This is a genomic window from Plantactinospora siamensis, from assembly GCF_042434095.1.
Lineage (GTDB): Bacteria > Actinomycetota > Actinomycetes > Mycobacteriales > Micromonosporaceae > KBS50.
The window spans coordinates 157,127-180,337 of sequence record NZ_JBHLUE010000001.1; the positions used below are offsets into that span (position 1 = coordinate 157,127).

Consider the following 23,211-nt stretch of genomic DNA (forward strand, 5'->3'; position numbering starts at 1 on the left):
GGACCGGCCAGGGGCGGCGTCGGTTCCGCGGATCACCGACCGTTGGGGCCGTTAACAAGGGGCCCCTGCTATACGGAAAACGATAAGAAGGGGCCCTTCCTTACATCTGCTCGGCGCGCTCGACCACGTTGGTGAGGAGCATGGCGCGGGTCATTGGGCCCACTCCGCCGGGCATCGGGACGACGGCGCCGGCCACCTCGCGGACCTCGGGCGCCACGTCCCCGGTGTACCGGCCCTTGCCGTCCGCGCCGATCACCCGGGTGATCCCCACATCGACCACCACGGCGCCGGGCCGCACCATGTCGGCGGTGAGCAGCCCGGGTACGCCGGCGGCCACGATCACGATGTCCGCCGCCCGGGTGTGCGCCGCCAGGTCGAGGGTGCCGGTGTGGCACAGGGTGACGGTGGCGTTCTCGGTCCGCCGGGTGAGCAGCAGGCCGAGCGGCCGCCCCACCGTGTTGCCCCGGCCCACCACGACCACCTCGGCCCCGCGCAGCGGCACGTCGTGCCGGCGGAGCAGGTCGACGATGCCCCGCGGGGTGCACGGCAGCGGCCCGGAGTAGCCGAGCACCAGCCGCCCCAGGTTGACCGGGTGCAGGCCGTCGGCGTCCTTGTCCGGGTCGATCGACTCCAGCACGCGCTGGGTGTCGATCTGGGCCGGCAGCGGCAGCTGCACGATGTATCCGTGGCAGGCCGGGTCGGCGTTCAGCTCGGCCACCACGGCGTCGACCTGCTCCTGCGTGGCCTCGGCCGGCAGCTCACGGCGGATCGAGGCGATCCCCACCTCGGCGCAGTCCCGGTGCTTGCCGTTGACGTACGCCTGGGAGCCGGGGTCGTCGCCGACCAGCACGGTGCCCAGGCCCGGGGTGATGCCGCGCTCGGCCAGCGCCTTCACCCGGGCTCGCAGTTCATCCTTGATCTCGGCCGCGGTCGCCTTGCCATCCAGAACGGTCGCCGTCACATGCTGATGCTCTCACGTCCGGGTCGGCGGATCGGGCCGGCGGCGGATCACATCCGGTCGGCGGGTCGGGTCGGCCGATCAGGCCGGCGACGGACCGGGCCGGCGGCGGGTCGGGTCGGCGGGTCGGGCCGAGGCGGGCGGTGTCATTGGTCACTCCCGGCGGTCGAAAACCGGTCATCGGGCTATTTCGGGAATCGCCCGTATCACAGGCATTTGTCGGCCCGCCCCCGGAGACCTACCTTTGCCCATCGTCGCGCTGCGTAACCATGGCCGGTTCCTGCGTGACATGAGGAGACGAAGGAGGCCCCATGCAGGTTCGCAGGCTGGCTGCCTGGACCGCGCTCCCGCTCGCCGCCGTGCTCGGCCTTGCGGCCTGCGGCAGCGGCGGTAGCGGCGGCTCGGGCGGCAGCACCCCCAACGGCGCGGTGAGCATCGAGATCGCCGAGCCGCAGCACCTCGTACCGACCAACACCAGCGAGACCTCCGGCTCGCAGGTGCTCGCGGCGCTGTTCAGCCCGCTGGTCGACTACGACGCCAAGAACAAGCCGTACGAGGTCGCCGCCCAGTCGGTGACCACGACGGACAACAAGGTCTGGACCATCAAGCTCAAGCCCGGCTACACCTTCCACAACGGCGAGAAGGTCACGTCGGACAACTACCTCAACGCCTGGAACTACGGGGCGTACGGTCCCAACGGGCAAGGCAACAGCTACTTCTTCGAGAAGATCGCCGGCTACGACGCCATGCAGACGACCGACTCGAAGGGCAAGACGGTCACCCCGACCGCCAAGACGCTGTCCGGGCTGAAGAAGGTCGACGACCTCACCTTCTCGGTCACGCTGTCGCAGCCGTACATCGACTTCAAGACGATGCTCGGCTACACCGCGTTCTACCCGCTGCCCCAGGCGGCCTTCTCCGCCCCCGGCGTGCTCAAGGCCGACTACGAGAACGCCCCGATCGGCCAGGGTCCGTTCAAGATGAAGGGCAGCTGGCAGCACGACTCGAAGGTCGAGGTCGTCAAGTACGACGCCTTCCCGGGCCAGAAGCCCAAGGTGAACGACGTCGAGTTCCGGATCTACCAGCAGCTCACCGCGGCGTACGCGGACGTGCTGGCGGACAACCTGGACGTGCTGCCCACGGTGCCCACCGAGAACCTGAGCACCGCGCCGACCGACCTGGGTGACCGGTACCAGACCAGCCCGATGTCGTCGTTCCAGTTCCTGGCGTTCCCGACCTTCCAGAAGGAGTACAGCAACCCGGACGTCCGGCGCGCGATCTCCATGGCGATCGACCGGGACGAGATCACCAAGTCCATCTTCAAGGGCTCGCAGACGTCGGCACGGTCGTTCGTCTCCCCCGTCGTGCCCGGCTACCGGGACAACACCGCGGGCGACGCGGGCAAGTTCGACCCGGCCAAGGCCAAGCAGCTGTACACGGCCGCGGGCGGCCCGTCGAAGATCACCATCTCCTACAACGGCGACGGTGGCCACAAGGACTGGGTGGACGCGACCTGCAACCAGCTCAAGGCCAACCTGGGCGTGGACTGCGTCGGCTCGGCCGAGCCGAAGTTCGCCGACCTGCTGACCAAGGTGGAGAAGAAGCAGCCGGTGGGCCTGTTCCGGATGGGCTGGGTGATGGACTACCCGTCGATGGAGGACTACCTCGGCCCGCTGTACAGCACCGGCGGCTCGTCGAACTACTACGGCTACAGCAACCCGCAGTTCGACAAGCTGGTCAAGGAGGGTTCGGCCGCGCCGAGCCAGGCCGCGGCCATCAAGAAGTACCAGCAGGCCGAGGACATCCTGGCCAAGGACATGCCGGTGGTCCCGCTGCGGTTCGGGCAGAACACCTACGGCTACTCGACCAAGGTCAAGAACGTCGAGGTGGACCTGTTCTCCCGGGTCAACCTGCTGAAGATCGAATCGGCGAGCTGATCGACGGCGGTGGGCCGGCCCGGTAGGGGTCGACCCACCGCCCGGGATGCCGGTCCGGGCAACGCCGCCCGGACCGGCACCGACCGCCGGGCTTGCGCATCCCTTCCGGTACGCCGGGAAGCCCGCCCATTTCCCCTGAGTTCGACGTCCCCGCATGAGGGAGACCGCGACAGTGTTCCGCTACATCCTTCGGCGCCTGCTGCAGATGGTCGTGGCGTTCTTCGGAACCACGCTCATCGTCTACGCGCTGATGTTCGCCGGGCAGGGCGACCCGATCCAGGCGCTCGCCGGCGAACGGCCGGTCACGGCCGCGCAGCGGGCGTACCTGACCGAGAAATACCACCTCGACGCCACCGGCATCGGCGGCTTCTTCTACCGGTACGCCGACTACGTGGGCAACCTGCTGCGGGGGAACCTGGGCGAGTCGCTCACCGGCCGGCGCATCGCGGACATCCTGGCCCAGGCCTGGCCGGTGACGATCCGGCTGGCCGTGATCGCGCTGGCCGTGGCCATCCTGGTCGGCGTCACCGCCGGGGTGGTGGCCGGCATCCGCCGGGCCAGCCTCTTCGACAACTCCACGCTCGTGCTGACCCTGCTGGTCCTCGGCATCCCGACCATCGTGCTGGCGCCGCTGGCGCAGTACTTCCTCGGGGTGAAGTGGCAGCTCTTCCCGCCCACCGCCGGTTCGGCGCCGACCTGGTACGCGCTGCTGCTGCCCGGCATCGTGCTCGGCTCGCTCTCGCTGGCCACCGCGCTGCGGCTGACCCGTACCTCCGTCGCGGAGAACCTGCGCGCCGACTACGTGCGGACCGCCACCAGCAAGGGCCTGCTGCGCCGCCGGGTGGTGAGCGTGCACGTGCTGCGCAACTCGCTCATCCCGGTCGTCACGTTCCTCGGCGTCGAGCTGGGCAACCTGATGAGCGGCGCGATCATCACCGAGGGCGTGTTCAACATCCCCGGCGTGGGCTTCAACCTCTTCCGCGCGATCAAGACCGAGGACGGCCCGCTGGTGGTGGGCATCGTCAGCGTCCTGGTCGTGGTCTACCTGGTCTCCAACCTGGTGGTGGACGTCCTGTACGCCGTACTCGACCCGAGGATCCGCTATGAGTGACCTGGAAACCGTCGCGGCCGTCGAGGCCCCCGGGGCGGCGCCGGGCAAGCCGGCCGGCCCGGCCGGCCCGGCCGGCGACGCCACCAAGACCCGCAGCCTGGCCGGGCACGCCTGGCGGGACCTGCGCCGCAACCCGATCTTCTGGATCTCGCTGGCCCTGGTGCTGCTGGTGACCGCCATGGCGGCCGTGCCGGCCCTGTTCACCGGCAGCGACCCGCGGGACTGCGTCCTGGCCCGGCAGAACGGCGGGCCGGCCGGCTCGGCCCTGTTCGGGTACGACTTCCAGGGCTGCGACGTGTACGCCCGCTCGGTGTACGGCGCCCGCGCCTCGCTGCTGGTGGGTGCGCTGTCGGCGCTGTTCACCGGCATCGTGGCCGTGGTGGTCGGCATGCTGGCCGGATACTTCGGCGGCTGGGTCGACGCGGTCCTGTCCCGGCTCATCGACATCGTCCTGGGCATCCCGCTGCTGCTGGCCGCCATCGTGCTGCTGAAGCGGATCAGCTCGAACAGCCCGGACGCCCGGCTGTTCGCGGTGATCCTGGTGCTGGCCGTGCTGGGCTGGACCACCGCCGCCCGGGTGGTGCGCTCCTCCGTGATCACCGCACGCCAGCAGGACTACGTGGCGGCGGCCCGGATGCTCGGCGCCGGCAACGGCCGCATCATGTGGCGGCACATCCTGCCCAACGCGCTGGCGCCGGCCATCGTGGTGCTCACCATCGCGCTCGGCTCGTTCATCGCGGCCGAGGCCACCCTGTCGTTCCTCGGCATCGGCCTCAAGGCGCCGACCATCTCCTGGGGCATCGACATCGACACCGGCCGGGTGCACATGCGCGAGTCGGCGCTGCCGCTGATCGTGCCGTCCACGTTCCTGGCCCTGACCGTGCTCGCCTTCATCATGCTCGGCGACGCGATCCGCGACGCCTTCGACCCGAAGCTGCGGTGATTCACGATGAGTGTTGAAGTCTCTCCCGTCGGCGCTGGACGGCCCGAGGGCGGCGCCGACCACCTGCTCGAGGTGCGGGACCTGCACGTCGAGTTCCACACCCGGGACGGCGTGGCCCGGGTCATCAACGGCGTCTCGTACCACCTGGACGCCGGGGAGACCCTCGCGGTGCTCGGCGAGTCCGGCTCGGGCAAGTCGGTCACCGCGCAGGCCATCATGGGCCTGCTCGACATGCCGCCGGCGGTCATCCCCGCCGGGGAGATCCGGTACCGGGGCCGCGACCTGCTGACCATGCGCACCGACGAACGGCGACGGGTACGCGGCAAGGAGATCGCAATGATCTTCCAGGACGCGCTGTCGGCGCTCAACCCGGTCTTCCCGGTCGGCTGGCAGATCGCCGAGACGCTGCGGCTGCGCGAGAAGATGTCCCGGAGCGAGGCCCGGAAGCGGGCCGTCGAGCTGATGGACCTGGTCCGGATCCCGGCCGCGAAGCAGCGGGTGGGCGACTACCCGCACCAGTTCTCCGGCGGCATGCGGCAGCGGGTGATGATCGCGATGGCGCTCGCCATGAACCCGAAGGTGCTCATCGCCGACGAGCCCACCACCGCGCTCGACGTGACGGTGCAGGCGCAGATCATGGACCTGCTCGCCGAGCTGCGTCGCGAGCTGGACATGGCGATGATCCTCATCACGCACGATCTCGGCGTGGTGGCCGACGTGGCGGACCGCATCGCGGTGATGTACGCCGGCCGGATCGTCGAGCATGCCGACGTGCATTCGCTGTACCGAGCGCCGGCCCACCCGTACACGAAGGGTCTGCTGGAGTCGATCCCCCGCCTGGACCAGCGCGGACACCGGCTCGCCAGCATCAAGGGCCTGCCGCCCAACCTCATGGCCATCCCCAGCGGATGCGCCTTCCACCCGCGCTGCCCCTACCGCCGCGACGTCTGCGCGGACGTTGTTCCGCCGAGCCTGGCGCTGGGCGGCGGCAGGACCAGTGCCTGCCACTTCGCACAGGAGGTGCTCGATGAGCGCTGACGTGGTGTTGGACGTCCGGGACGTGGTCAAGCACTTCCCGGTGACCCAGGGCGTGCTCTTTCAACGTCAGGTGGGCGCCGTCAAGGCGGTCGACGGTGTCAGCTTCCAGCTGCACCGGGGCGAGACGCTGGGCATCGTCGGCGAGTCCGGCTGCGGCAAGTCGACGCTGGCCCGGCTGCTGATGCGGCTGGAGACACCCACCTCGGGCGCGGCCACGCTGGGCGACGTCGACCTGTTCAAGGCATCCGGCGGTCAGCTGCGGCGGATGCGGCGGAACATCCAGATGGTCATGCAGGACCCGTACAGCTCGTTGAACCCGCGGATGACCGTCGGCGACATCATCGGCGAGCCCTTCAACATCCACCCCGACGCCGCGCCCCGGGGCGACCGGCGGCGCCGGGTGCAGGAGTTGCTGGAGGTGGTCGGGCTCAACCCCGAACACCTCAACCGGTACCCGCACCAGTTCTCCGGCGGCCAACGGCAGCGCATCGGCATCGCCCGGGCGCTGGCCCTGCGTCCCGAGATCATCATCTGTGACGAGCCGGTCAGCGCGCTCGACGTGTCGATCCAGGCACAGGTGATCAACCTTCTGGAGCAACTGCAGGACGAGTTCGGGCTCTCGTACATCTTCATCGCGCACGACCTGTCGGTCGTGCGCCACCTGTCCGAGCGGGTAATGGTGATGTATCTGGGCAAGGCCGTGGAGCTGGGCACGCACGAGGAGATCTACGAGCGGCCCACCCACCCGTACACCCAGGCCCTGCTCTCCGCGGTGCCGGTCCCCGACCCGGACGCGCGGGCCCGGCGCGAGGTCATCCGGCTGACCGGCGACGTGCCCTCGCCGGCCGACCCGCCGTCCGGCTGCCGGTTCCGCACACGGTGCTGGAAGGCGCAGGACATCTGCGCTCGGGAGGAGCCCACGCTCACCCCGCGCACAGTCCCGCTCCCCACCCCCACCCTCGCCGCGCGCGCCGGCACGGACGCCGGCACCGCCGGCGACGCCCACCCCAGCGCCTGCCACTTCCCGGAGCTGAAGGCCGCAGTCGCGGGCTGAGCCACGGCGACGTATACGCCAACCACCTCACGCAGCCCCGGTGAGGTGGTTGGCGTATACGTCGTAGCCGAGGTGCGTGAGTTATCCACAGGCGGCGAGCGGAGACCCCGGCGGAGTGCCGGGGTGGGGCAGGCTGCTCCAGTGCCCCGTCACGCCGTCCTCCCGCGCCGGCTCGGTTTCCTGCCGTTCCGCGGAAGCACGGCCGTCGCCGATGGCCTGCTGAGCCGGCGCAAGCTGGAGGGCCGGATGTGGCGGCGCCTCCTTCCCGACGTGTACGTCCATGCCGACGCCTTCTGCCCCGATGACCACCGGATGTGGTGCGATGCCGTGGCGCTCGTGCTACCGCAGGGCGCCGCGATCGGCGGCTTGAGCGCCGCCTTTCTATGGGGAGTCGACCTGCTTCCTCGTTCACCGGCGCAGACCCGGGCGGTCTCGGTCGCGGTACCGCTGGCCGTGAGCATGCGCCGCCATGAGCGCATTACCGCCGCTCATACCCGGCTGGACCCGGGTGACGTGGTGCGCTTCGCCAACCTGCCCGTGACCTCGCCCGTACGCACGGCCTTCGACCTCGGCCGCCGGGCGCCGCTGGCCGATGCGCTGATCGCGGTCGACGCGCTGCTGCATCGCCGAACGCTGAAGCTGCCGGCGCTCATCCGGTACGCCACAGAACGCGCCGGGTGGCCGCGCGTCACCCTCCTCCGGCAGGTGCTCACGCTTGCCGAACCGCTCGCCGAGTCACCGATGGAGTCCCGGCTACGCCTGCTGATCATCGACGCGGGCCTGCCCCGTCCCGTCGCCCAGCACGACGTCCACGACAGCAACGGGCGCTGGCTGGCCCGCGTCGACCTGGCCTACCCGGAGCTATTGATCGCCATCGAGTACGAGGGCGACCACCACCGGGAACGCGCACACTTCCAGCGGGACGTGGCCCGGCTCAACGCGCTGCACGCCACCGGCTGGATCGTGCTTCGCTTCACGGCCGACGACGTGCTGCGACACCCAGACCGGGTAGTGGCCGAGATCGGACGCGCGCGTCGGAACCGCCGGGCGGCCTGAACCCGCGCCAACGCCCGCGACGCCCGTGGCCGGGCCCAGAAGGCCGGACCGAGACGTCCGTGGCCGGGCCCAGAAGGCCGGACCGAGACGTCCGTGGCCGGGCCCAGAAGGCCGGACCGGGACGGGCCAGAAGGCCGGACCGGGGTGGACCAGGAGGCCGGACCGGAACGAACCAGGAGGCCGGACCGGGACGAACCAGAAGGCCGGACCGGGACGGAGACCGGGACGGACCAGAAAGGGCCGGTACCGGAGGATCTCCGGTACCGGCCCGCCGGGTCCCCGTCGGTGGCCACAACGGCGAGGCCGGCCACCGACGGGGACATTGTCAGAGCTGGGACAGGGCGAACGACCAGATGCCCCGGCCGTGCGTGGCGAGGTACACCGTGTTGTTGGTGGCCGAGTACTCGATGTCCATGCCCACGGTCAGCGGCGCCCCGGCGCCGAACCGCTGCCAGCCGGTGGCACCCGGCGCCCGGTAGAACGGCGCCAGATCGGTCGCCAGGATCAGCGCGCCGTTCGGGAGCACCTTGAGCGAGCTGGCCGGTACGTCCGGCAGGTTGCCCGAGACGTCCTTCCAGGTCGCTCCGGAGTCCGTCGACTCGTACACGTGCCCGATGCCGGCGCCCGGACCCTCGGTGAAGCGGCGCGAGAAGCCGTTGACCGCCGCGTAGACGTGGGCCGGGTTGGCCGGGTCGATCCCGAAGCCCTGGACGAAGCGGTTCGGGAAGTCACCCGGGAGGGTGAGCTGGTGCCAGCTCGCCGGGTCGGTCACCTTCCCGGTGGCGATGCCCCGGGCGAAACCGCTGTTGTTGCACGGCCCGCACCAGCTCACGTACGCCACGCCGGCGGAGACCGAGACGGCAGTCGCGGTGTGGCCGGCGCCGAGGTCGAAGACGTTCTTCCAGCCCTTGCCGTCCTTGATGCCGAAACCGGCGGTGTTCACCCAGACGTGCTGCCCGCCGGCGACCCAGACCTTCGCGTCCTTGTCGTCGGGCGAGAACGGGGCGATGAACCGGGCCGGCTCGTCACCGGGCTGGTTGTTGTACGGCTGGATGGACCGCGAGGTGGCCTCGTCCAGCGACGCCGCCCCCGGGTTGACCGCGCAGTTCTCGGTCATCCGCATCGCCAGGTTGGTGTACTCCTGGACCTGCCGGCAGCCGTTCGCCGGGTCGGCCAGCGCGTCGCCGCCGTCGCCGCCGAAGTGCGAGCCCATCACCGTGTCCCCGGGCCGCAGGATGGAGGCGCCGTTGTCCTGCAGGCCACCGGACACCACCACGCCGGACTTCTCCGGGTCCTTGCCCACCGCCACCGAGTAGTACTGCAGGGCGTCGATGGTGCCGTCGTTCAGGCTGGCCCAGTCGGTCGCATTGCCGTTGGCGTTGGTCTGGCCGTTCACCGGCCGCTTGTAGACGCCGCCGTCGTTGCCGACGTAGACGGACCCGTTGCCCACCGCCACCGAGTGCTGGTCGGGGTGGGTGGAGTCCGGGCAGGTGTTCTTGGCGTCGCTGAGGTCCCAGCAGGAGAAGTAGAAGTTCCAGTACGGCCCGATGGTCTTCCAGGTCGCCCCGCCGTCGGTGGTCTCGTAGACCTCCTCCAGACCCACCCAGACGTGCTTGGGGTTGGCCGGGTCGACCGTCATGAACTGGTTGTACCAGGCCTGGATGCCGGGGCCGTAGCCCTTGCCGCCGACCGACTGCTTGAGCGCGGAGCCCGAGTTGGCCAGCTTCTGCGAGTCGGCGATCTTGTTCCACGGGCCGGCCGGGTTGCCGGTGCTGGAGACGTAGACGCCGTCGAGGTAGCTGTTCACGGTGCCGGTCGCCTTGTTCAGCAGCCGGGGCGACTGGTTGATCGCGTACAGCGTCCCGCCGTCGGCGGAGAACGCGAAGGTCACGTACCCGATGTCGTCGGCCGGCATGGCGCCGGTGGGATTGACCTTCCGCCAGCCGCCGGCGGCGTAGTCGGTGGTCTCGTAGAAGCCGTTGTACGCGTCGCCGGAGCGCCACGCGGAGGCCGCCACGACGTGCCGCGGGTTGCGCGGGTCGCCCGCCACATCGTTGACGATGTTCTTGTACGCCGCGTTGGGGTTGCTCGCGTCCGTCCCGCCCGGCAGGTAGCTCGGGTTGGGCGCGAACTCGAGTTTCCAGGCGCCGGTCGTGCCGGTCATGGCGTGCGAGTACAGCCCCCGGTTGGTGGCGGCCCAGACCTTGCCGTCGAAGAACCGGAGCTTGTTGATGACCGTGCTCTCCAGTTCGGGCCCGCCCACCCGGTCGGTGGTGGCGAACTGCCCGCCGCGCGGGTTGGCCAGCCGGTAGACGCCGGAGCCGACGTAGGCGGTGCCGCCGGTGTTGCCCTCGCCGGTGGCGTACCAGAGCGATCCGTCGCCGGCGAGCACGAGGTCACCGCTGGACAGGCTGGGCAGCTTGTCGGCGATCGGCGTCCACCGGCCGCCCCCGGTCGTCGAGCGCCAGACCCCGCCGTCGGCGCCGGCCGCGTAGACGTACCCGCCGTTGTCGGCGGCCAGGCCGGTGATCCGGCCGGTGACCTTGCCGGCGCCGCCGGACGAGTTCGAGTAGTAGTCGCGGTAGCGCGGGTCGTCCGCGTCGTACGGCAGCTTGGTCGGCTCACGCCAGGTCCCGGCGGTGGCCGGCAGCGCGGTCAGCTGGGAGTACGCGTTCGAATAGGCGCCGGGTGCGACGATCCCGGGCGCGGTCCGGGCCTCGGCGAACTGTGCGGCCAGGGTGCTGGCCTCGAAGGCCTCCGCGCCGGCCTCCGCCGGGTCCTCGCCGGCGATCATCTCGGCCCATTCGCGGGGCTGCGCCGGCAGCCCCTCGCCGGGCTCGTGCGCGATGCCCAGGGCCTCACGCACCTCGTGGTTGGTGACTGCTACCCCGCCGAGCGCGGCGACGACCACCAGGGCGCCCGCGGCGACCGCCGGCTTGCGCCAGCGTGACTTCAACATGGGTCCTCCAGCTGAGGGGACCGCCCGGTGTTTGCCGTCCGGGAGGTCGGGGGTGGAACCGGCCGTCGTCCCCATCGGCGGCGACCGTCGCGGCGTCGGCGCGCCGCCCCCCACGCGCACGCCAACTCCGATCGATACAGCGACGGGTCGCGGCACTGGTGTTACAGCTGGTGGCCCGCGACGACCGCGAGCGGACACATTTGACCGATCCGTCGACCGGGGTCGACGGATCGGTCAGCCCGACCGGCCCACACATCGACCGCCGTCAGCCAGTCGCCCGATGGCAATCACCGGTTCGGCCCAACCCACCGGGGTGGGGCCGGGTCCGCCGACAGCAGGCCGGGGTCGCCGACAGCAGGCCGGGGTCGCCGACAGCAGGCCGGGTTCGGCGACAGCAGCCGGCCGGGCGACAGGGGCCGGGGCCGCCGACAGCAGGCCGGGTCCGGCCGCCGCGTCAGTGGAAGAAGTGCCGGGTGCCGGTGAGATACATGGTGACGCCGGCGTCGGCGGCCGCGGCCACCACCTCTTCGTCCCGGATCGACCCGCCCGGCTGCACCACGGCCCGTACGCCGGCGTCGATCAGCACCTGGAGCCCGTCGGCGAACGGGAAGAACGCGTCGGAGGCGGCCACCGCGCCGCGCGCCCGGTCGGCGCCGGCCCGGGTGACGGCCAGGTGTGCGGAGTCCACCCGGTTCACCTGACCCATCCCGACCCCCACCGTCGCCTGGTCGTGGGCCAGCAGGATGGCGTTGCTCTTCACCGAGCGGATCGCCCGCCAGGCGAACAGCAGGTCGCGCAGCGTGGCGTCGTCGGCGGGCTCGCCCGAGGCCAGCGTCCAGGCGCCCGGGTCGTCGCCGGGCGCGTCCACCCGGTCGGCCAGCTGCACGAGCATCCCACCGCTGACCTGCCGCCACTCGGCCGGCGCCGGCGCCCACTCCGGCGCGCGCAGGACACGCAGGTTCTTCCTCCCGGACAGCACGTCGACGGCGCCCGGGGCGAACGCGGGGGCCACGATGACCTCGGTGAAGATGTCGGCCACCTGCTTGGCCAGCTCCACCGACACCGGCCCGTTCACCGCGATCACGCCGCCATAGGCGGAGACCGGGTCGCAGGCGTGGGCCTTGCGATGGGCGTCGGCCAGGTCCGCGCCCACTGCGATGCCGCACGGGTTGGCGTGCTTGATCACGGCCACCGCCGGGGCGTCCGGCCCGAAGTCGTGCACCGCCCGCCAGGCGGCGTCGGCGTCCACGTAGTTGTTGTACGACATCTCCTTGCCGTGCAGTTGCTCCGCCTGGGCCAGCCCGGGCGCGGCCGCCGGGTCGGTGTAGAGCGCCGCCGCCTGGTGCGGGTTCTCCCCGTACCGCAGGGTGGCCCGGCGCTCCAGCGCCAGCCCAGCGCTGGCCGGCCACTCGTCCGCCGCGTCGTCCAGGGTCACGGCGCACCAGTTCGCCACGGCCGCGTCGTACGCCGCGATGTCCGCGAAGGCCCGGGCCGCGAGCCCCCGGCGCTCCGCCGGGGTGAAGCCACCCGCGTCGAGGGCACGCATGATCATCGGGTACGCGTCAACCGCCGTCACCACGGCGACGGAGGGGTGGTTCTTGGCGGCCGCCCGGACCATGGCCGGACCGCCGATGTCGATCTGCTCCACGCACTCGTCCACGGAGGCGCCGGAGGCCACCGTCTCGGTGAACGGGTAGAGGTTCGACACCAGCAGGTCGAACGGCTCGATGCCGAGCTCGGCGAGCTGCCGCACGTGCTCCGGTTTGCGCAGGTCGGCCAGCAGGCCGGCGTGCACCCGCGGGTGCAGCGTCTTCACCCGGCCGTCCAGGCACTCCGGAAACTCCGTGACCGCCTCGACCGAGGTGACCGGCACGCCGGCCTTCTCGATCGTGGCGGCGGTCGAACCGGTGGAGACGATCTCCACGCCCGCGGCGTGCAGCGCGGTCGCCAACTCGGTCAGCCCGCTCTTGTCGTACACGCTGACCAGCGCCCGCCGGATCGGCCGGCGGTCGCCCTGGGTGGCGGTGCCCTCGGTCATGGAACGGTGACCCTTCTTCCGGTGATCGTCCATCCCTCGCGGACCAGCCGGCCGACCTGCTCGACCAGCTGGCGCCGCTCGGCTTCCTTGATGCGTTCGGTGAGGCTCTCCTCGTCGTCGCCGTCCAGCACCGGCACCGCCACCTGGGCGACGATCGGTCCGGTGTCGATCCCGGCGTCCACGAAGAACAACGTGGCACCGGCCACCTTGACGCCGTAGTCGAGGGCGTCCCGCGGCCCGTGGATGCCGGGGAAGGCGGGCAGCAGCGAGTTGTGGGTGTTCAGGTAGCGGTCGCCGAAGGCGGCCAGGAAGTGCGGACCGACCAGCTTCAGGAAGCCGGCCGAGATCACCAGGTCCGGCCGGTACGCCCCGACGTGCTCGGTGAGCGCCCGGTCCCACTCGTCCCGGGTCGGGTACGCGGGCACCCGGTCCACGAAGGTCGGCACCCCGGCTCGGGCGGCCCGGTCCAGGCCGGCGATGCCCTCCCGGTCCGCGCCCACCGCCACCACCCGGGCGCCGTAGCCGGGATCCGCGGTCGCGTCGAGCAGCGCCTGCAGGTTGCTGCCGGAGCCCGAGACGAGGACGACGAGCCGGGCGGCCGGCGCTGGGTCGGTCACCCGAGCACCCTACCGGGCCGGCCGCCGCACCCAGCGGTCGGCGCACCCGCCGCTGTCTGCCGCCGCCGGCCGGCGCACCCGCCGGTCGGTGCGTCCGCCGGTCGGTGCGTCCGGCGCTCATGGGGGACCGCAGCGTCGCCGGGAGGTCGCCTTGAGGTGGCCACGCGGCCACAGCGTCCGGCGGGGCGACGCGATCCACTACCGTGACAACGTCCCCTCTTCGACGAAGGAGCCGACATGCAGCCCGGCTATCCAGGCCAGGACCCGTACGGCCAGCAACCGCAGGACCCGTCTGCGCCGCAATACCAGGACCCGTACGCGCCGCCGCCGGAGCCGCAGCCGCCGTACGGCCAGCCGGCCCACGGGCAGCAGCCCACCTCGGGCCAGCCCTACGGCCAGCAGCCGCCCTACGGCCAACAGCCCACCTCGGGCCAGCCGTACGGCCAGCCCACCTCGGGCCAGCCCTACGGCCAGCCCACCTCGGGCCAGCCCTATGGGCAGCAGCCGCCCTACGGCCAGCAGCCGCCGTACGGCGCCCCGCAGTACCCGGAACCGTACGGGCAGCAGCCGGGCCAGCCGTACGGCGGGATGCCCGGCCAGCCCGGCTACGGCCAGCCGCCGCAGGCCCCGAGCAACACCCTCGGACTGCTCGGCATGATCTTCGGTATCGCCGGCATCCCGCTGGTCTGCTGCTTCTACATCGGCATCGCCGCCGGGATCGCCGGCATCGTGCTCGGCTACCTCGGCAAGCAGAAGGCCGACCAGGGGCTGGCGACCAACCGGGGCCAGGCCATGACCGGCCTCATCTGTGGCGCGGTGGCCGTGGTGCTCGGCATCCTCGCCATCATCGGCCGGGTGGCGTTGGGCCGCAGCGGCGTCCTCGGCGGCTAGCCCCGGACCGCGCCCGCCCCAGCTTCATCCGCGCCGGAAATCCTCCCCCCGGCACCGCCGCTCCGCGAGGACATGCGGAAGCGCCATGCCTGACAGTCATAGTTATGACTCTCGGGCATGGCGTTTCGATGTCGGATCGCCCCTGGGCGAGGTCACCGTGGGTGAGTCACGTGCGCCTTCGGCGCCAGCAACGGAACCAAGAGCCGCTTGACGCCGGTCAAGGCGGGGCCGGGCGGGGAGCGAGGGGGGTCAGCGGCGGACGCGCGGCCGGCGGCGGGCCACGTAGAACGTCCGGGTCAGGGCCGCCCCGAGCAGCGCGCCGAGCGCCAGCACGGCCGCCGCCACCGCGCCGGTCTGCCAGGCATCGGGCCCGATCCGGGTGAGCCGGCCGCCGCCGAGCGGGCCGCCGGCGGCCAGCGCGAGCAGTCCGAGCAGGACCCCGCCCGCGGGTCCGGCGACCGCCGCGGCCGCCAGCAGGGGGCCCCAGGCCAATCCGGCGGCGTCCCGCCCGGATGCCCGCGCCAACCGTCGTACCAGCAGGGTGCCGGCGGCCGCGCCGGCGAGCACGGGCACCGCGAGCAGGAACGCCCCGAGCCCACCCACCGGCCCGGTGGGGAGTCCGGCCAGCAGCGGTACGGCGGGCAGCCCGCCGACGGTGACCTCGGTGACCCGTACGACGGTGCCGGCGCCCACCGCGAAGCCCGGGCCGAGCAGATAGCTCGCCGCCCACACCGACGCGTTCGGGGCGTACGCGAGGCTGAGCAGGGTGATGCCGGCCTGCCCGGCCACCCCCGTCCGGTAGGCGCCGATCATGTCGCCGGCCTCGCCGCCGCCGGTGGCCACCGCGAGCCCCGCGGCGCCCGCGCCGGCGCCGAGCAGCAGCAGCGCCGCCACCGCGCCGGTACGCAGACCGTCGCGCAACACCGGCGGCGTCCGGGGCAGCCAGCCGCCCAGCACCCCGGTGGCGGGAAGCGCGCCCAGCAGGGCCGCCACCGTCCCGAAGACCGCCAGGGTCAGCCCGGCCCGGACCGGCGACACGGCGGGCCCGGCCTGTCCCAGACCGAGCGCGGCGAGCGCGCCCAGCACCCCGTACCCGATGCCGACCGCTGGTCCGACGGCGAGCGCCTGCCGGACGGTGCCGCGATGCCGCGCGCCGATGGCCCGCGTGACGTGTACGCCGGCCCGGAGCAGCCGCCAACCGGCCAGCACGCTGACCGCCAGCGGCACCAGCCCGACCGGGCCGGCCGAGGTGGGCAGCGGTACGCCGTGGCCGAGCAGCCAGGCCGCCAGCCCGGCCCGCAACGCGCCGTCCGGCGTGGTGACCGGTCCGCCGAACCGGCCGAGCGACATGGCCGCGGCCACCGGGAGGTACGAGACGAGCGCCGCCCAGCCCGCCGCCACCGCGGCCGCCACCGGCAGCGGCGCCCGGCGGGCGGACAGCGACCGCTGCCGAGGCACCCGCGGGCGTGCGCCGCGGCGGCCCAGGTCCCGCTCCCGGTCGGCCCGCCGCTCCGGCGACCCGCCGCGGCGGCCCGACTCCCGGTCCCGCTCGGCTCGGCGCCCAGCGTCCGGCGCGCCGGACGGCCGGCTCGGGCCGGCGTCGACGCGGTCGGGTTGGTCGGGGCGGGCGGGTGACATCACGATCTACTGTGGCATGCCCGACCGCCGACGCAGGAGCGACACCACCACCACCTGCGCGTTGGTTGGAAACGGGGCAGCGATTACGCTCCCCGCACGCTAGCCTCTGGCCTACCTGCGATCATGCATCGCTTGCTTCAACCAGGAGATATAGATGACGGATCCATACCCGCCGCCGCAGAGCACCCCCGCCGGAAACGACCGCACGACCCTGTGGGGCGTGCTCGGCATCGTCCTCGGTCTCATCTGCTGCGGACTTCTCGGCATCGTCTTCGGCTGGCTGTCGATCCGCGACGCCAAGAAGTTCGGCAAGTCCCCCGTGCTCGGCTACGTCGCCATCGCGCTGGGCGTGGTGAACATCGTGGTCAGCGGGATCCTGCGGGCCACGGGTCACTACCCGGGCATGTCCTCCTGACGAACCGAGCCGTCCACGGCCGGCGGCCGAGCGACAGCCGGTCCACGGCGCCGGAACACCAGGCGCCAGAACGCCGGCCGCACGGACACCGGCCGCGAGGACACAAACGGTGAGCGGGGGCAGGCGATTCGCCTGCCCCCGCTGTTCGCGTTTGCGCTCCCGGCTCAGCTGCCGGACATGATCTCCCGCATCAGCTTCGCCGTCTCGGTGGGGGTCTTGCCCACCTTGACGCCCACGGCCTCCAGGGCCGCCTTCTTGGCGTCCGCGGTGCCGGCCGAGCCGGAGATGATGGCGCCGGCATGCCCCATCGTCTTTCCGGGCGGGGCCGTGAAGCCGGCGATGTAGCCCACCACCGGCTTGGTCACGTTGGCCTTGATGAACTCGGCCGCCCGCTCCTCGGCGTCCCCGCCGATCTCGCCGATCATCACGATGGCGTCGGTCTCCGGGTCCTCCTGGAAGGCCCGCAGCGCGTCGATGTGGGTGGTGCCGATGATCGGGTCACCGCCGATGCCCACGCAGGTGGAGAAGCCGATGTCGCGCAGCTCGTACATCATCTGGTAGGTCAGCGTGCCGCTCTTGCTGACCAGGCCGATCCGGCCGGCGCCGGTGATGTCGGCCGGGATGATGCCCGCGTTCGACGCGGCCGGGGAGGCGATGCCCGGGCAGTTCGGGCCGATGATCCGGGTGCGCTCGCCCTGGGCCTGGTTGTACGCCCAGAAGGCGGCGGTGTCGTGCACCGGCACGCCCTCGGTGATCACCACTGCCAGGCCGATGCCCGCGTCGATGGCCTCGACCACCGCGGCCTTGGTGAACTGCGGCGGTACGAAGATCACCGTGACGTCGGCGCCGGTGGCCGCCATGGCGTCGGCGACGCCCGCGAAGACCGGCAGCTCGGTGCCGTCGAAGTCGACGTTCTGGCCCGCCTTACGCGGGTTGACGCCACCGACCACCGTGGTGCCGGCGGCCAGCATCCGGCGGGTGTGCTTCATGCCCTCGGAGCCGGTCATCCCCTGCACGATGACCTTCGAGTCCTTGGTCAGCCAGATTGCCATCTCAGACCCCCGCAGCCGCGAGCTCGGCGGCCCGCTCGGCCGCTCCATCCATGGTGTCCACCCGCTGCACGAGCGGGTTGTTGGCCTTCTCCAGGATCGCCCGGCCGGCCTCGGCGTTGTTGCCGTCCAGCCGGACCACCAGCGGCTTGGTGACCTTCTCGCCGCGCTGCTCCAGCAGGGCGAGGGCCTGAATGATGCCGTTGGCGACCTCGTCGCAGGCGGTGATGCCGCCGAAGACGTTGACGAAGACGCTCCGCACCGACGGGTCGGACAGGACGATCTCCAGGCCGTTGGCCATCACCGCGGCGCTCGCGCCGCCGCCGATGTCGAGGAAGTTGGCCGGCTTGACGCCGCCGTGCCCCTCGCCCGCGTACGCCACCACGTCGAGGGTCGACATGACCAGCCCGGCGCCGTTGCCGATGATGCCGACCTCGCCGTCGAGCTTGACGTAGTTGAGGTCCTTCTCCTTGGCCTTCTGCTCCAGCGGATCCACCGAGGCCTGGTCGACCAGCGCCTCGTGGTCCGGGTGCCGGAAGGCCGCGTTGGCGTCCAGGGTGATCTTGGCGTCCAGCAGCAGGACCTTGCCGTCCGCCGTCTTGGCCAGCGGGTTCACCTCGACCAGGGTGGCGTCCTCGGCCACGAACGCCTGCCAGAGGCCGACCGCGACTTCGACCACCTGGTCGGCCACCTCGGCCGGGAAGCCGGCCGCGGTGACGATCTGCCGGGCCGTGGCCTCGTCCACGCCCTTGTTGGCGTCGATCGGGGTCTTGACGACCTTGTCCGGGGTCTCGGCGGCCACCTGCTCGATGTCCATCCCGCCGGCCACGCTGGCGATGCACAGGAAGGTGCGGTTCGCCCGGTCCAGCAGGTATGAGAAGTAGTACTCGTCGGCGATGTCGGCGGTGACGGTGATCATCACCTTGTGCACCGTGTGGCCCTTGATGTCCATTCCGAGGATGTCGGTGGACCGGGCCACCGCCTCGTCCGGGCCGTCGGCCAGCTTCACGCCACCGGCCTTGCCCCGGCCGCCGACCTTCACCTGTGCCTTGACGACCACCCGGCCGCCGAGGCGTTCGGCGATGGCGCGGGCCTCCTCCGGGGTCGTGGCGACGCCGCCCGCGAGCACGGGCAAGCCGTGCCGCTCGAACAGGTCCCGCCCCTGGTACTCGTACAGGTCCACGATTGCGCGTCCCGTCCCGTCTCCGCGGCGCGCCGTCGCGCCGCCACCAGCGTTGAGAAAACAATTTGCCGCCTGTTACCGCGATAAACAGGCCATTGGGCGCAGCCTAGCGAGGTGGCCGGCGCCGGCAACCGAGCGGGTACGTCCTGTGCCGTAATGCACAGCGGCGGCCGGCGGCCCCGGGGCAGGCGGCCGGGGGCCCGTAACCCCCACCTCGGGCCATCGTTGATTCAGGTGTCGGAGCGCTGATCGAGCGCGACGGCGGGAGCGGCCGATGCCCTGTCGGTCGAGGGGTGGCGGCGGGGCATCGTGCATAGAGAGGCCGGACGTGTGAGGGGTGCGTCCGGCCTCTCCCCCTGCCCGCGTACGGCCGGATCTGCCTTCGCGGCGCCCCCGGATCGCGCTTCGGGCGGCGCGAGACCGCAGCCGACGGGCCGGCCGACGCTCAGCCGACCGGCTGCCCGACGTTCGCCCGCACCCACTCCACGATGGACTGCGTGGTGGCGCCCGGCGTAAAGATCTTAGCGACCCCGAGCCGCTCCAGCTCCGGAATGTCGGCCTCCGGGATGATGCCGCCGCCGAAGACGACCATGTCGGCCGCGTCCCGTTCGGTCAGCAGCTCGATCACCCGCTTGAAGAGGGTCATGTGGGCGCCGGAGAGCACGGACAGGCCCACCGCGTCGGCGTCCTCCTGGATCGCCGCCTCGACGATCTGCTCCGGCGTCTGGTGCAGGCCGGTGTAGATCACCTCCATGCCGGCGTCCCGGAGGGCGCGCGCCACCACCTTCGCGCCGCGGTCGTGCCCGTCCAGGCCCGGCTTGGCGACGACTACCCGGATCCGAGAGCTCATCAACGACACCTTCCAGGACATCCACGGCTACCTGAACGAACGGTAACCCGCGCCACGGCTACGCGGTAAGCCGGGACGACCGAAGTCACTCCGCGGCCGGCCGCCCGGGTCATACCCCTAGGGGCCGCCCCGCAGACCTGTCCGGGAGGGGTGGCCGAGGGGGCCATTCGGATGACCCCCCGTCCGACCTGAGGTTACTCTGCGCCACTAACGACCCCATCCTCAAATGGTTATGTTAGGTGTCAATTCAGCCCCGAATGCCGCACACCGTGTCAGGAATTCAGCGGTGCAACTTGTGAGTCGCCTAGGGGTTGGCTACCGTGTCTGCGGTCGTCATCTGGTTTCCGGACCGGACCGGCGGCCCGGTCAACCGGCTAACAGGACGGCGAACACCGAAGCCGGCCCAGACCGCAACGTCCGATACGGAGGGTGTGCGTGCGTCAGCGCCTGTCGTCTGAGCCCGATCGATATCGCGGCCGTCGTCGCGTGCCCACTCCACCGCGCGCCCGCTACGCGGCGGTTGTCACCGGCGCCTTCGTCGGCGCCGGCATCGTCGCGCTCGGCGCGGGCGCCATGCCCGACGCCAAGAGCGCCGACCCGACGGTCCTCGCCGGACTGAAGCAGGCCGCGGCCGCCCAGGGCGACCTCACGACCCGCGCCGATGACGCCTCCCGGGCCTCCCGGGCCAACGACCGCGGCGCCCTGGCCGACACCAGCGCGCAGGAGAGCTGGAAGCTCCCGCTCAGCGACTACGACCTCATCGCCCCGTACGGCGAGCGGTGGGGCGAGATGCACGCCGGCGTGGACCTGGCCGCCCCGGAGGGCACGCCCTACCTGTCGGCGCACGCCGGTGTGGTCACCAAGGCCGGCTGGTACGGCGGGTACGGCTACACGGTCATCGTCCAGCATGACGACGGCACCGAGGCCATCTACGGCCACTCGTCCAAGCTCCTGGTCCAGGAGGGACAGAAGGTCAAGGCCGGCGACCAGCTCGGCCTGGTCGGCAACACCGGTCACTCGTACGGCTCGCACCTGCACTTCGAGGTGCACGTGAACGGCCAGCCCACCGACCCGGTGCCGTTCCTGGACGACCGCGGTGTCGACCTCAAGCTCAAGACCGAGAGCCTGTTCGCGCAGTAGCGCGCCACCTCCCGTACGCCGGAACCGCCCAGACCTCGTGTCTGGGCGGTTTTTCGTTGCCCGGAAGCCGCCGGGGTTGCGCTGGTCACACCCGTCGATGTGCCGGCCCTCACATCGCGGCCGGCGGGCGGACCGGCCAGCCGGGCAGGAAATCGGGCATAGCAGTGCCCTTTAAATTGACGTCCTTCGACGCTATCGGACCCGCTGGTAATGAAGTAGGGCCTGGTCAACCACCATGTTCGGCGGCCCGTTATCCATCGACAGAAGGTCCCTCTGTGCATTCTGGCAATCCCACCCCCGAGCCCACCGACGAGGCGCGTACGGCCGACGACGGCCGACACCGCAGCCCCGACCGCCCCCGCTCGTGGGTGCGGGCGCTGCTGGTCCTCGCCGCCCTGGCCGTCGTCGCGGGCGGCGGCGTGGCGCTGTACGCCGGCGGAACGCCCGGGACCGACCCCGGCGTGAACGGGCAGATCGACAGCCGGGCGCAGTCCCTGGACCGGGCCGACCGGTCCCGCCGGGACCCGCTCACCGCGCCCAGCACCCCCTCGCCCAGCGCGAGCGTCTCCGCCACCGCGAGCCCGACGCCGACCGCGACGCCGAGCCGCAAGCCGGCGCCCAAGCACACCACCAGGTCGAAGCCCAAGCCGAAGCCGAAGCCCAGGCCCGCCTGGGTGAGTCCGATGCCGGGCGCCGAGGTCACCTCCTGCTTCGGGGACCGGGGCGGCGTGCTGCACGCCGGCATCGACCTGGCCGAGCCGGAGGGCACGCCCATCCACGCGGCCGGCGCCGGTATCGTCGTCAACGCCGGCGCGGACTTCTCCGGGTACGGCAACTCCGTGGTCATCGACCACGGCAACGGCTACCTCACCCACTACGCCCACCAGAGCCGGGTCGCGGTCAGCGTGGGTCAGAAGGTGAAGGCGGGTCAGGTCATCGGCTACGAGGGCGCCACGGGCGATGCCACCGGCCCGCACCTGCACTTCGAGGTGCACAAGGGCGAGCTGTGGAACCAGATCGACCCGGCGCCGTTCATGCGCCAGCGCGGCGTCAACCTCGGCTGCTGAGCCCGGCGGCGGGGTCCGGCGGCCGGTGCTCGCCTCCGCCACACCCCGGCTCCGGCTGCGCGCCGGCGGGGTCCGGCGGCCGGTGCTCGCCGGCGGGGTCCGGCGGTCAGGCGTCCCGCTCGACGCGGACCCGGTGGTCCTTGCCGAGCCCGTGCAGCGGGCACGGCTGCCCCGGCTCGCGCGGGCACAGCACCCACACGTCGGTGGCCGTCGCCCGATAGAGCCGGTACGGGGACGATCCGGTGACGTCGTCCAGGGTCAGGGCGGTGCCGCCCCGGTCGCTGGGTCCGGGATACACCCGCAGCCCGCGGTCGAGGTCGGCGTCGTCCAGCTCGACCGCCGTCCCGGCCGCGTACAGGGCACGGCCGTGGTACGGACGGACGCGGGAGTCGAAGACGACGATGCTCACCGGCGGGCGCTCGGCGAGGTTCCGCGAGTGCACGGCGTCGGCCTCGGAGCACCAGTAGAACTCGCGCAGGCCGGCCGCGGCGAAGTAGACCGGCGAGGTCCACGGCCGGCCGTCCGGGCCGACCGTGCCAAGGGTCAGGAAGGCGTTCGTGTCCAGCAGCGTCCGCGCGTGCGCGGCCAGCTCGACCGGCGTCATGGCCGCGCCTTGAACCGCAGGTGCAGCACCCCGTCGCCGTGGACGACCACGTGCGGACCCGCCAGCGGATACCGCCCGTCGGTGCGGCCGAAGTAGCGCCGGCCCGACCCGAACACCACCGGCACCACGTCCATGGCCACCTCGTCGACGAGGCCGGCCGCGAGGATCTGGCCGCCGACGTCGCCGGCGTTCACGGCCACGTCCCGATCCCCGGCCAGCTCCCGGGCCCGATCCACGGCGGCCGCCACGTCGCCGACGAAGTGGTACGACGCCTCGGGGTGCCAGCCGGCCGGCTTGGGCCGGTGGGACACCACGACCACGTGGTCGCCGGTCGGCGGCTGACCCTCCCAGCCGTTCACCAGATCGAACAGTCGCCGTCCCATGACGATCGTGCCGATGCGGTTCCACATCGTCCGGACGTACTCCGCCGATGCGGGTGAGACCCTGAACCGGCTTCCGGCGCCGGAATGGTCGTACCCCTGGTCGCGCTCGCGGATGGGGACGTCGCCGTTGAAGTACCACTCGTGCAGCGGACCGACGTCGTCGTTGTCGTCGGCGATGAAGCCGTCCACCGACGCCACGCTGTGCATGATCACGCTTCCCACGGGTCCTCCTCGGCTTTCCTCACGGGTACGCCCCCGATCTTGTCGCCCGGCGTGGCGA

20 protein-coding genes are annotated in these 23,211 nt (G+C 72.0%); 10 read left to right on the forward strand and 10 right to left on the reverse strand.

The window, feature by feature from the left end:
* Nucleotides 1–100 precede the first annotated feature (100 nt).
* Nucleotides 101–961 (reverse strand): bifunctional methylenetetrahydrofolate dehydrogenase/methenyltetrahydrofolate cyclohydrolase, encoded by an 861-nt coding sequence (locus tag ACFFHU_RS00650; protein ID WP_377334557.1) that lies wholly within the window; start codon nt 959–961, stop codon nt 101–103.
* Between the two features lie 308 nt (nt 962–1,269).
* On the opposite strand from ACFFHU_RS00650, the gene ACFFHU_RS00655 reads away from it, so the two are divergent.
* From ACFFHU_RS00655 to ACFFHU_RS00680, 6 genes are all read left to right on the forward strand, one after another.
* Nucleotides 1,270–2,895, forward strand: a complete 1,626-nt coding sequence (locus tag ACFFHU_RS00655) for a peptide ABC transporter substrate-binding protein (protein WP_377334559.1) — start codon at nt 1,270–1,272, stop codon at nt 2,893–2,895.
* Between the two features lie 205 nt (nt 2,896–3,100).
* Nucleotides 3,101–4,006, forward strand: coding sequence for an ABC transporter permease (locus ACFFHU_RS00660; protein ID WP_377334861.1), 906 nt, complete (start codon nt 3,101–3,103; stop codon nt 4,004–4,006).
* Complete coding sequence (locus tag ACFFHU_RS00665; RefSeq protein WP_377334561.1) at nt 3,999–4,949, forward strand: ABC transporter permease; 951 nt, start codon at nt 3,999–4,001, stop codon at nt 4,947–4,949. Before ACFFHU_RS00660 ends, ACFFHU_RS00665 begins: the two co-directional genes overlap by 8 nt.
* Before the next feature lie 6 nt (nt 4,950–4,955).
* The gene (locus ACFFHU_RS00670; RefSeq protein ID WP_377334563.1) at nt 4,956–5,987 is read left to right on the forward strand and encodes an ABC transporter ATP-binding protein; all 1,032 of its coding nucleotides are present in this window, start codon (nt 4,956–4,958) and stop codon (nt 5,985–5,987) included.
* On the forward strand, nt 5,977–7,041 hold the full coding sequence (locus ACFFHU_RS00675; protein WP_377334565.1) for an ABC transporter ATP-binding protein: 1,065 nt from the start codon (nt 5,977–5,979) through the stop codon (nt 7,039–7,041). Before ACFFHU_RS00670 ends, ACFFHU_RS00675 begins: the two co-directional genes overlap by 11 nt.
* A 141-nt stretch (nt 7,042–7,182) precedes the next feature.
* A complete protein-coding gene (locus ACFFHU_RS00680; RefSeq protein ID WP_377334567.1) occupies nt 7,183–8,097 on the forward strand; it encodes a DUF559 domain-containing protein in 915 nt (304 codons plus the stop codon).
* A 325-nt stretch (nt 8,098–8,422) separates the two neighbouring features.
* Here ACFFHU_RS00680 and ACFFHU_RS00685 read toward each other — a convergent pair whose 3' ends face one another.
* From ACFFHU_RS00685 to purN, 3 genes are all read right to left on the reverse strand, one after another.
* Nucleotides 8,423–11,056, reverse strand: a complete 2,634-nt coding sequence (locus ACFFHU_RS00685; protein WP_377334569.1) for a beta propeller repeat protein — start codon at nt 11,054–11,056, stop codon at nt 8,423–8,425.
* A gap of 454 nt (nt 11,057–11,510) precedes the next feature.
* Nucleotides 11,511–13,094 carry a bifunctional phosphoribosylaminoimidazolecarboxamide formyltransferase/IMP cyclohydrolase gene (gene purH, locus ACFFHU_RS00690; RefSeq protein ID WP_377334571.1) on the reverse strand — a complete coding sequence of 528 codons (1,584 nt, stop codon included), beginning with the start codon at nt 13,092–13,094 and terminating at the stop codon, nt 11,511–11,513.
* Nucleotides 13,091–13,711 carry a phosphoribosylglycinamide formyltransferase gene (purN, locus tag ACFFHU_RS00695; RefSeq protein WP_377334573.1) on the reverse strand — a complete coding sequence of 207 codons (621 nt, stop codon included), beginning with the start codon at nt 13,709–13,711 and terminating at the stop codon, nt 13,091–13,093. The genes purH and purN overlap by 4 nt, the downstream gene beginning before the upstream one ends.
* A gap of 237 nt (nt 13,712–13,948) precedes the next feature.
* Here purN and ACFFHU_RS00700 point away from each other — a divergent pair, with 237 nt between their 5' ends.
* A complete protein-coding gene (locus tag ACFFHU_RS00700) occupies nt 13,949–14,602 on the forward strand; it encodes a DUF4190 domain-containing protein (RefSeq protein ID WP_377334575.1) in 654 nt (217 codons plus the stop codon).
* Nucleotides 14,603–14,851: 249 nt separating this feature from the next.
* Here the strand turns inward: ACFFHU_RS00700 and ACFFHU_RS00705 are convergent, their stop codons facing one another.
* Complete coding sequence (locus ACFFHU_RS00705; protein ID WP_377334577.1) at nt 14,852–16,240, reverse strand: cell division protein PerM; 1,389 nt, start codon at nt 16,238–16,240, stop codon at nt 14,852–14,854.
* 154 nt (nt 16,241–16,394) lie between these two features.
* Between ACFFHU_RS00705 and ACFFHU_RS00710 the strand changes: the two genes are divergently transcribed.
* Nucleotides 16,395–16,655 carry a DUF4190 domain-containing protein gene (locus tag ACFFHU_RS00710; protein ID WP_377334579.1) on the forward strand — a complete coding sequence of 87 codons (261 nt, stop codon included), beginning with the start codon at nt 16,395–16,397 and terminating at the stop codon, nt 16,653–16,655.
* 164 nt (nt 16,656–16,819) lie between these two features.
* Here the strand turns inward: ACFFHU_RS00710 and sucD are convergent, their stop codons facing one another.
* The 3 genes from sucD to icmB form a co-directional block, all read right to left on the reverse strand.
* Complete coding sequence (sucD, locus tag ACFFHU_RS00715) at nt 16,820–17,707, reverse strand: succinate--CoA ligase subunit alpha (RefSeq protein WP_377334581.1); 888 nt, start codon at nt 17,705–17,707, stop codon at nt 16,820–16,822.
* A 1-nt stretch (nt 17,708) separates the two neighbouring features.
* Nucleotides 17,709–18,887 carry an ADP-forming succinate--CoA ligase subunit beta gene (gene sucC, locus ACFFHU_RS00720; RefSeq protein ID WP_377334583.1) on the reverse strand — a complete coding sequence of 393 codons (1,179 nt, stop codon included), beginning with the start codon at nt 18,885–18,887 and terminating at the stop codon, nt 17,709–17,711.
* Between the two features lie 445 nt (nt 18,888–19,332).
* Nucleotides 19,333–19,737, reverse strand: a complete 405-nt coding sequence (gene icmB / locus ACFFHU_RS00725) for a coenzyme B12-dependent isobutyryl CoA mutase small subunit (RefSeq protein ID WP_377334585.1) — start codon at nt 19,735–19,737, stop codon at nt 19,333–19,335.
* A gap of 435 nt (nt 19,738–20,172) precedes the next feature.
* Between icmB and ACFFHU_RS00730 the strand changes: the two genes are divergently transcribed.
* Nucleotides 20,173–20,877, forward strand: coding sequence for a M23 family metallopeptidase (locus ACFFHU_RS00730; protein ID WP_377334587.1), 705 nt, complete (start codon nt 20,173–20,175; stop codon nt 20,875–20,877).
* Between the two features lie 275 nt (nt 20,878–21,152).
* Nucleotides 21,153–21,944 carry a M23 family metallopeptidase gene (locus ACFFHU_RS00735; protein ID WP_377334589.1) on the forward strand — a complete coding sequence of 264 codons (792 nt, stop codon included), beginning with the start codon at nt 21,153–21,155 and terminating at the stop codon, nt 21,942–21,944.
* Between the two features lie 106 nt (nt 21,945–22,050).
* Here ACFFHU_RS00735 and ACFFHU_RS00740 read toward each other — a convergent pair whose 3' ends face one another.
* Entirely contained in the window at nt 22,051–22,548 is a 498-nt protein-coding gene (locus ACFFHU_RS00740) for a pyridoxamine 5'-phosphate oxidase family protein (protein ID WP_377334591.1), read from the reverse strand.
* Nucleotides 22,545–23,153 (reverse strand): dihydrofolate reductase family protein, encoded by a 609-nt coding sequence (locus ACFFHU_RS00745; protein WP_377334593.1) that lies wholly within the window; start codon nt 23,151–23,153, stop codon nt 22,545–22,547. The genes ACFFHU_RS00740 and ACFFHU_RS00745 overlap by 4 nt, the downstream gene beginning before the upstream one ends.
* Nucleotides 23,154–23,211 lie beyond the last annotated feature (58 nt).

Coding starts and splice junctions, on each gene's coding strand:
- sucD (WP_377334581.1), bottom strand. CDS start 17,707: ATGGCAATCTGGCTGACCAAGGACTCGAAGGTCATCGTGCAGGGGATG.
- icmB (WP_377334585.1), bottom strand. CDS start 19,737: ATGAGCTCTCGGATCCGGGTAGTCGTCGCCAAGCCGGGCCTGGACGGG.
- ACFFHU_RS00670 (WP_377334563.1), top strand. CDS start 4,956: ATGAGTGTTGAAGTCTCTCCCGTCGGCGCTGGACGGCCCGAGGGCGGC.
- ACFFHU_RS00665 (WP_377334561.1), top strand. CDS start 3,999: ATGAGTGACCTGGAAACCGTCGCGGCCGTCGAGGCCCCCGGGGCGGCG.
- ACFFHU_RS00740 (WP_377334591.1), bottom strand. CDS start 22,548: ATGACGCCGGTCGAGCTGGCCGCGCACGCGCGGACGCTGCTGGACACG.
- ACFFHU_RS00685 (WP_377334569.1), bottom strand. CDS start 11,056: ATGTTGAAGTCACGCTGGCGCAAGCCGGCGGTCGCCGCGGGCGCCCTG.
- purH (WP_377334571.1), bottom strand. CDS start 13,094: ATGACCGAGGGCACCGCCACCCAGGGCGACCGCCGGCCGATCCGGCGG.
- ACFFHU_RS00655 (WP_377334559.1), top strand. CDS start 1,270: ATGCAGGTTCGCAGGCTGGCTGCCTGGACCGCGCTCCCGCTCGCCGCC.
- ACFFHU_RS00710 (WP_377334579.1), top strand. CDS start 16,395: ATGACGGATCCATACCCGCCGCCGCAGAGCACCCCCGCCGGAAACGAC.
- ACFFHU_RS00675 (WP_377334565.1), top strand. CDS start 5,977: ATGAGCGCTGACGTGGTGTTGGACGTCCGGGACGTGGTCAAGCACTTC.
- ACFFHU_RS00660 (WP_377334861.1), top strand. CDS start 3,101: ATGGTCGTGGCGTTCTTCGGAACCACGCTCATCGTCTACGCGCTGATG.
- ACFFHU_RS00705 (WP_377334577.1), bottom strand. CDS start 16,240: ATGTCACCCGCCCGCCCCGACCAACCCGACCGCGTCGACGCCGGCCCG.
- ACFFHU_RS00700 (WP_377334575.1), top strand. CDS start 13,949: ATGCAGCCCGGCTATCCAGGCCAGGACCCGTACGGCCAGCAACCGCAG.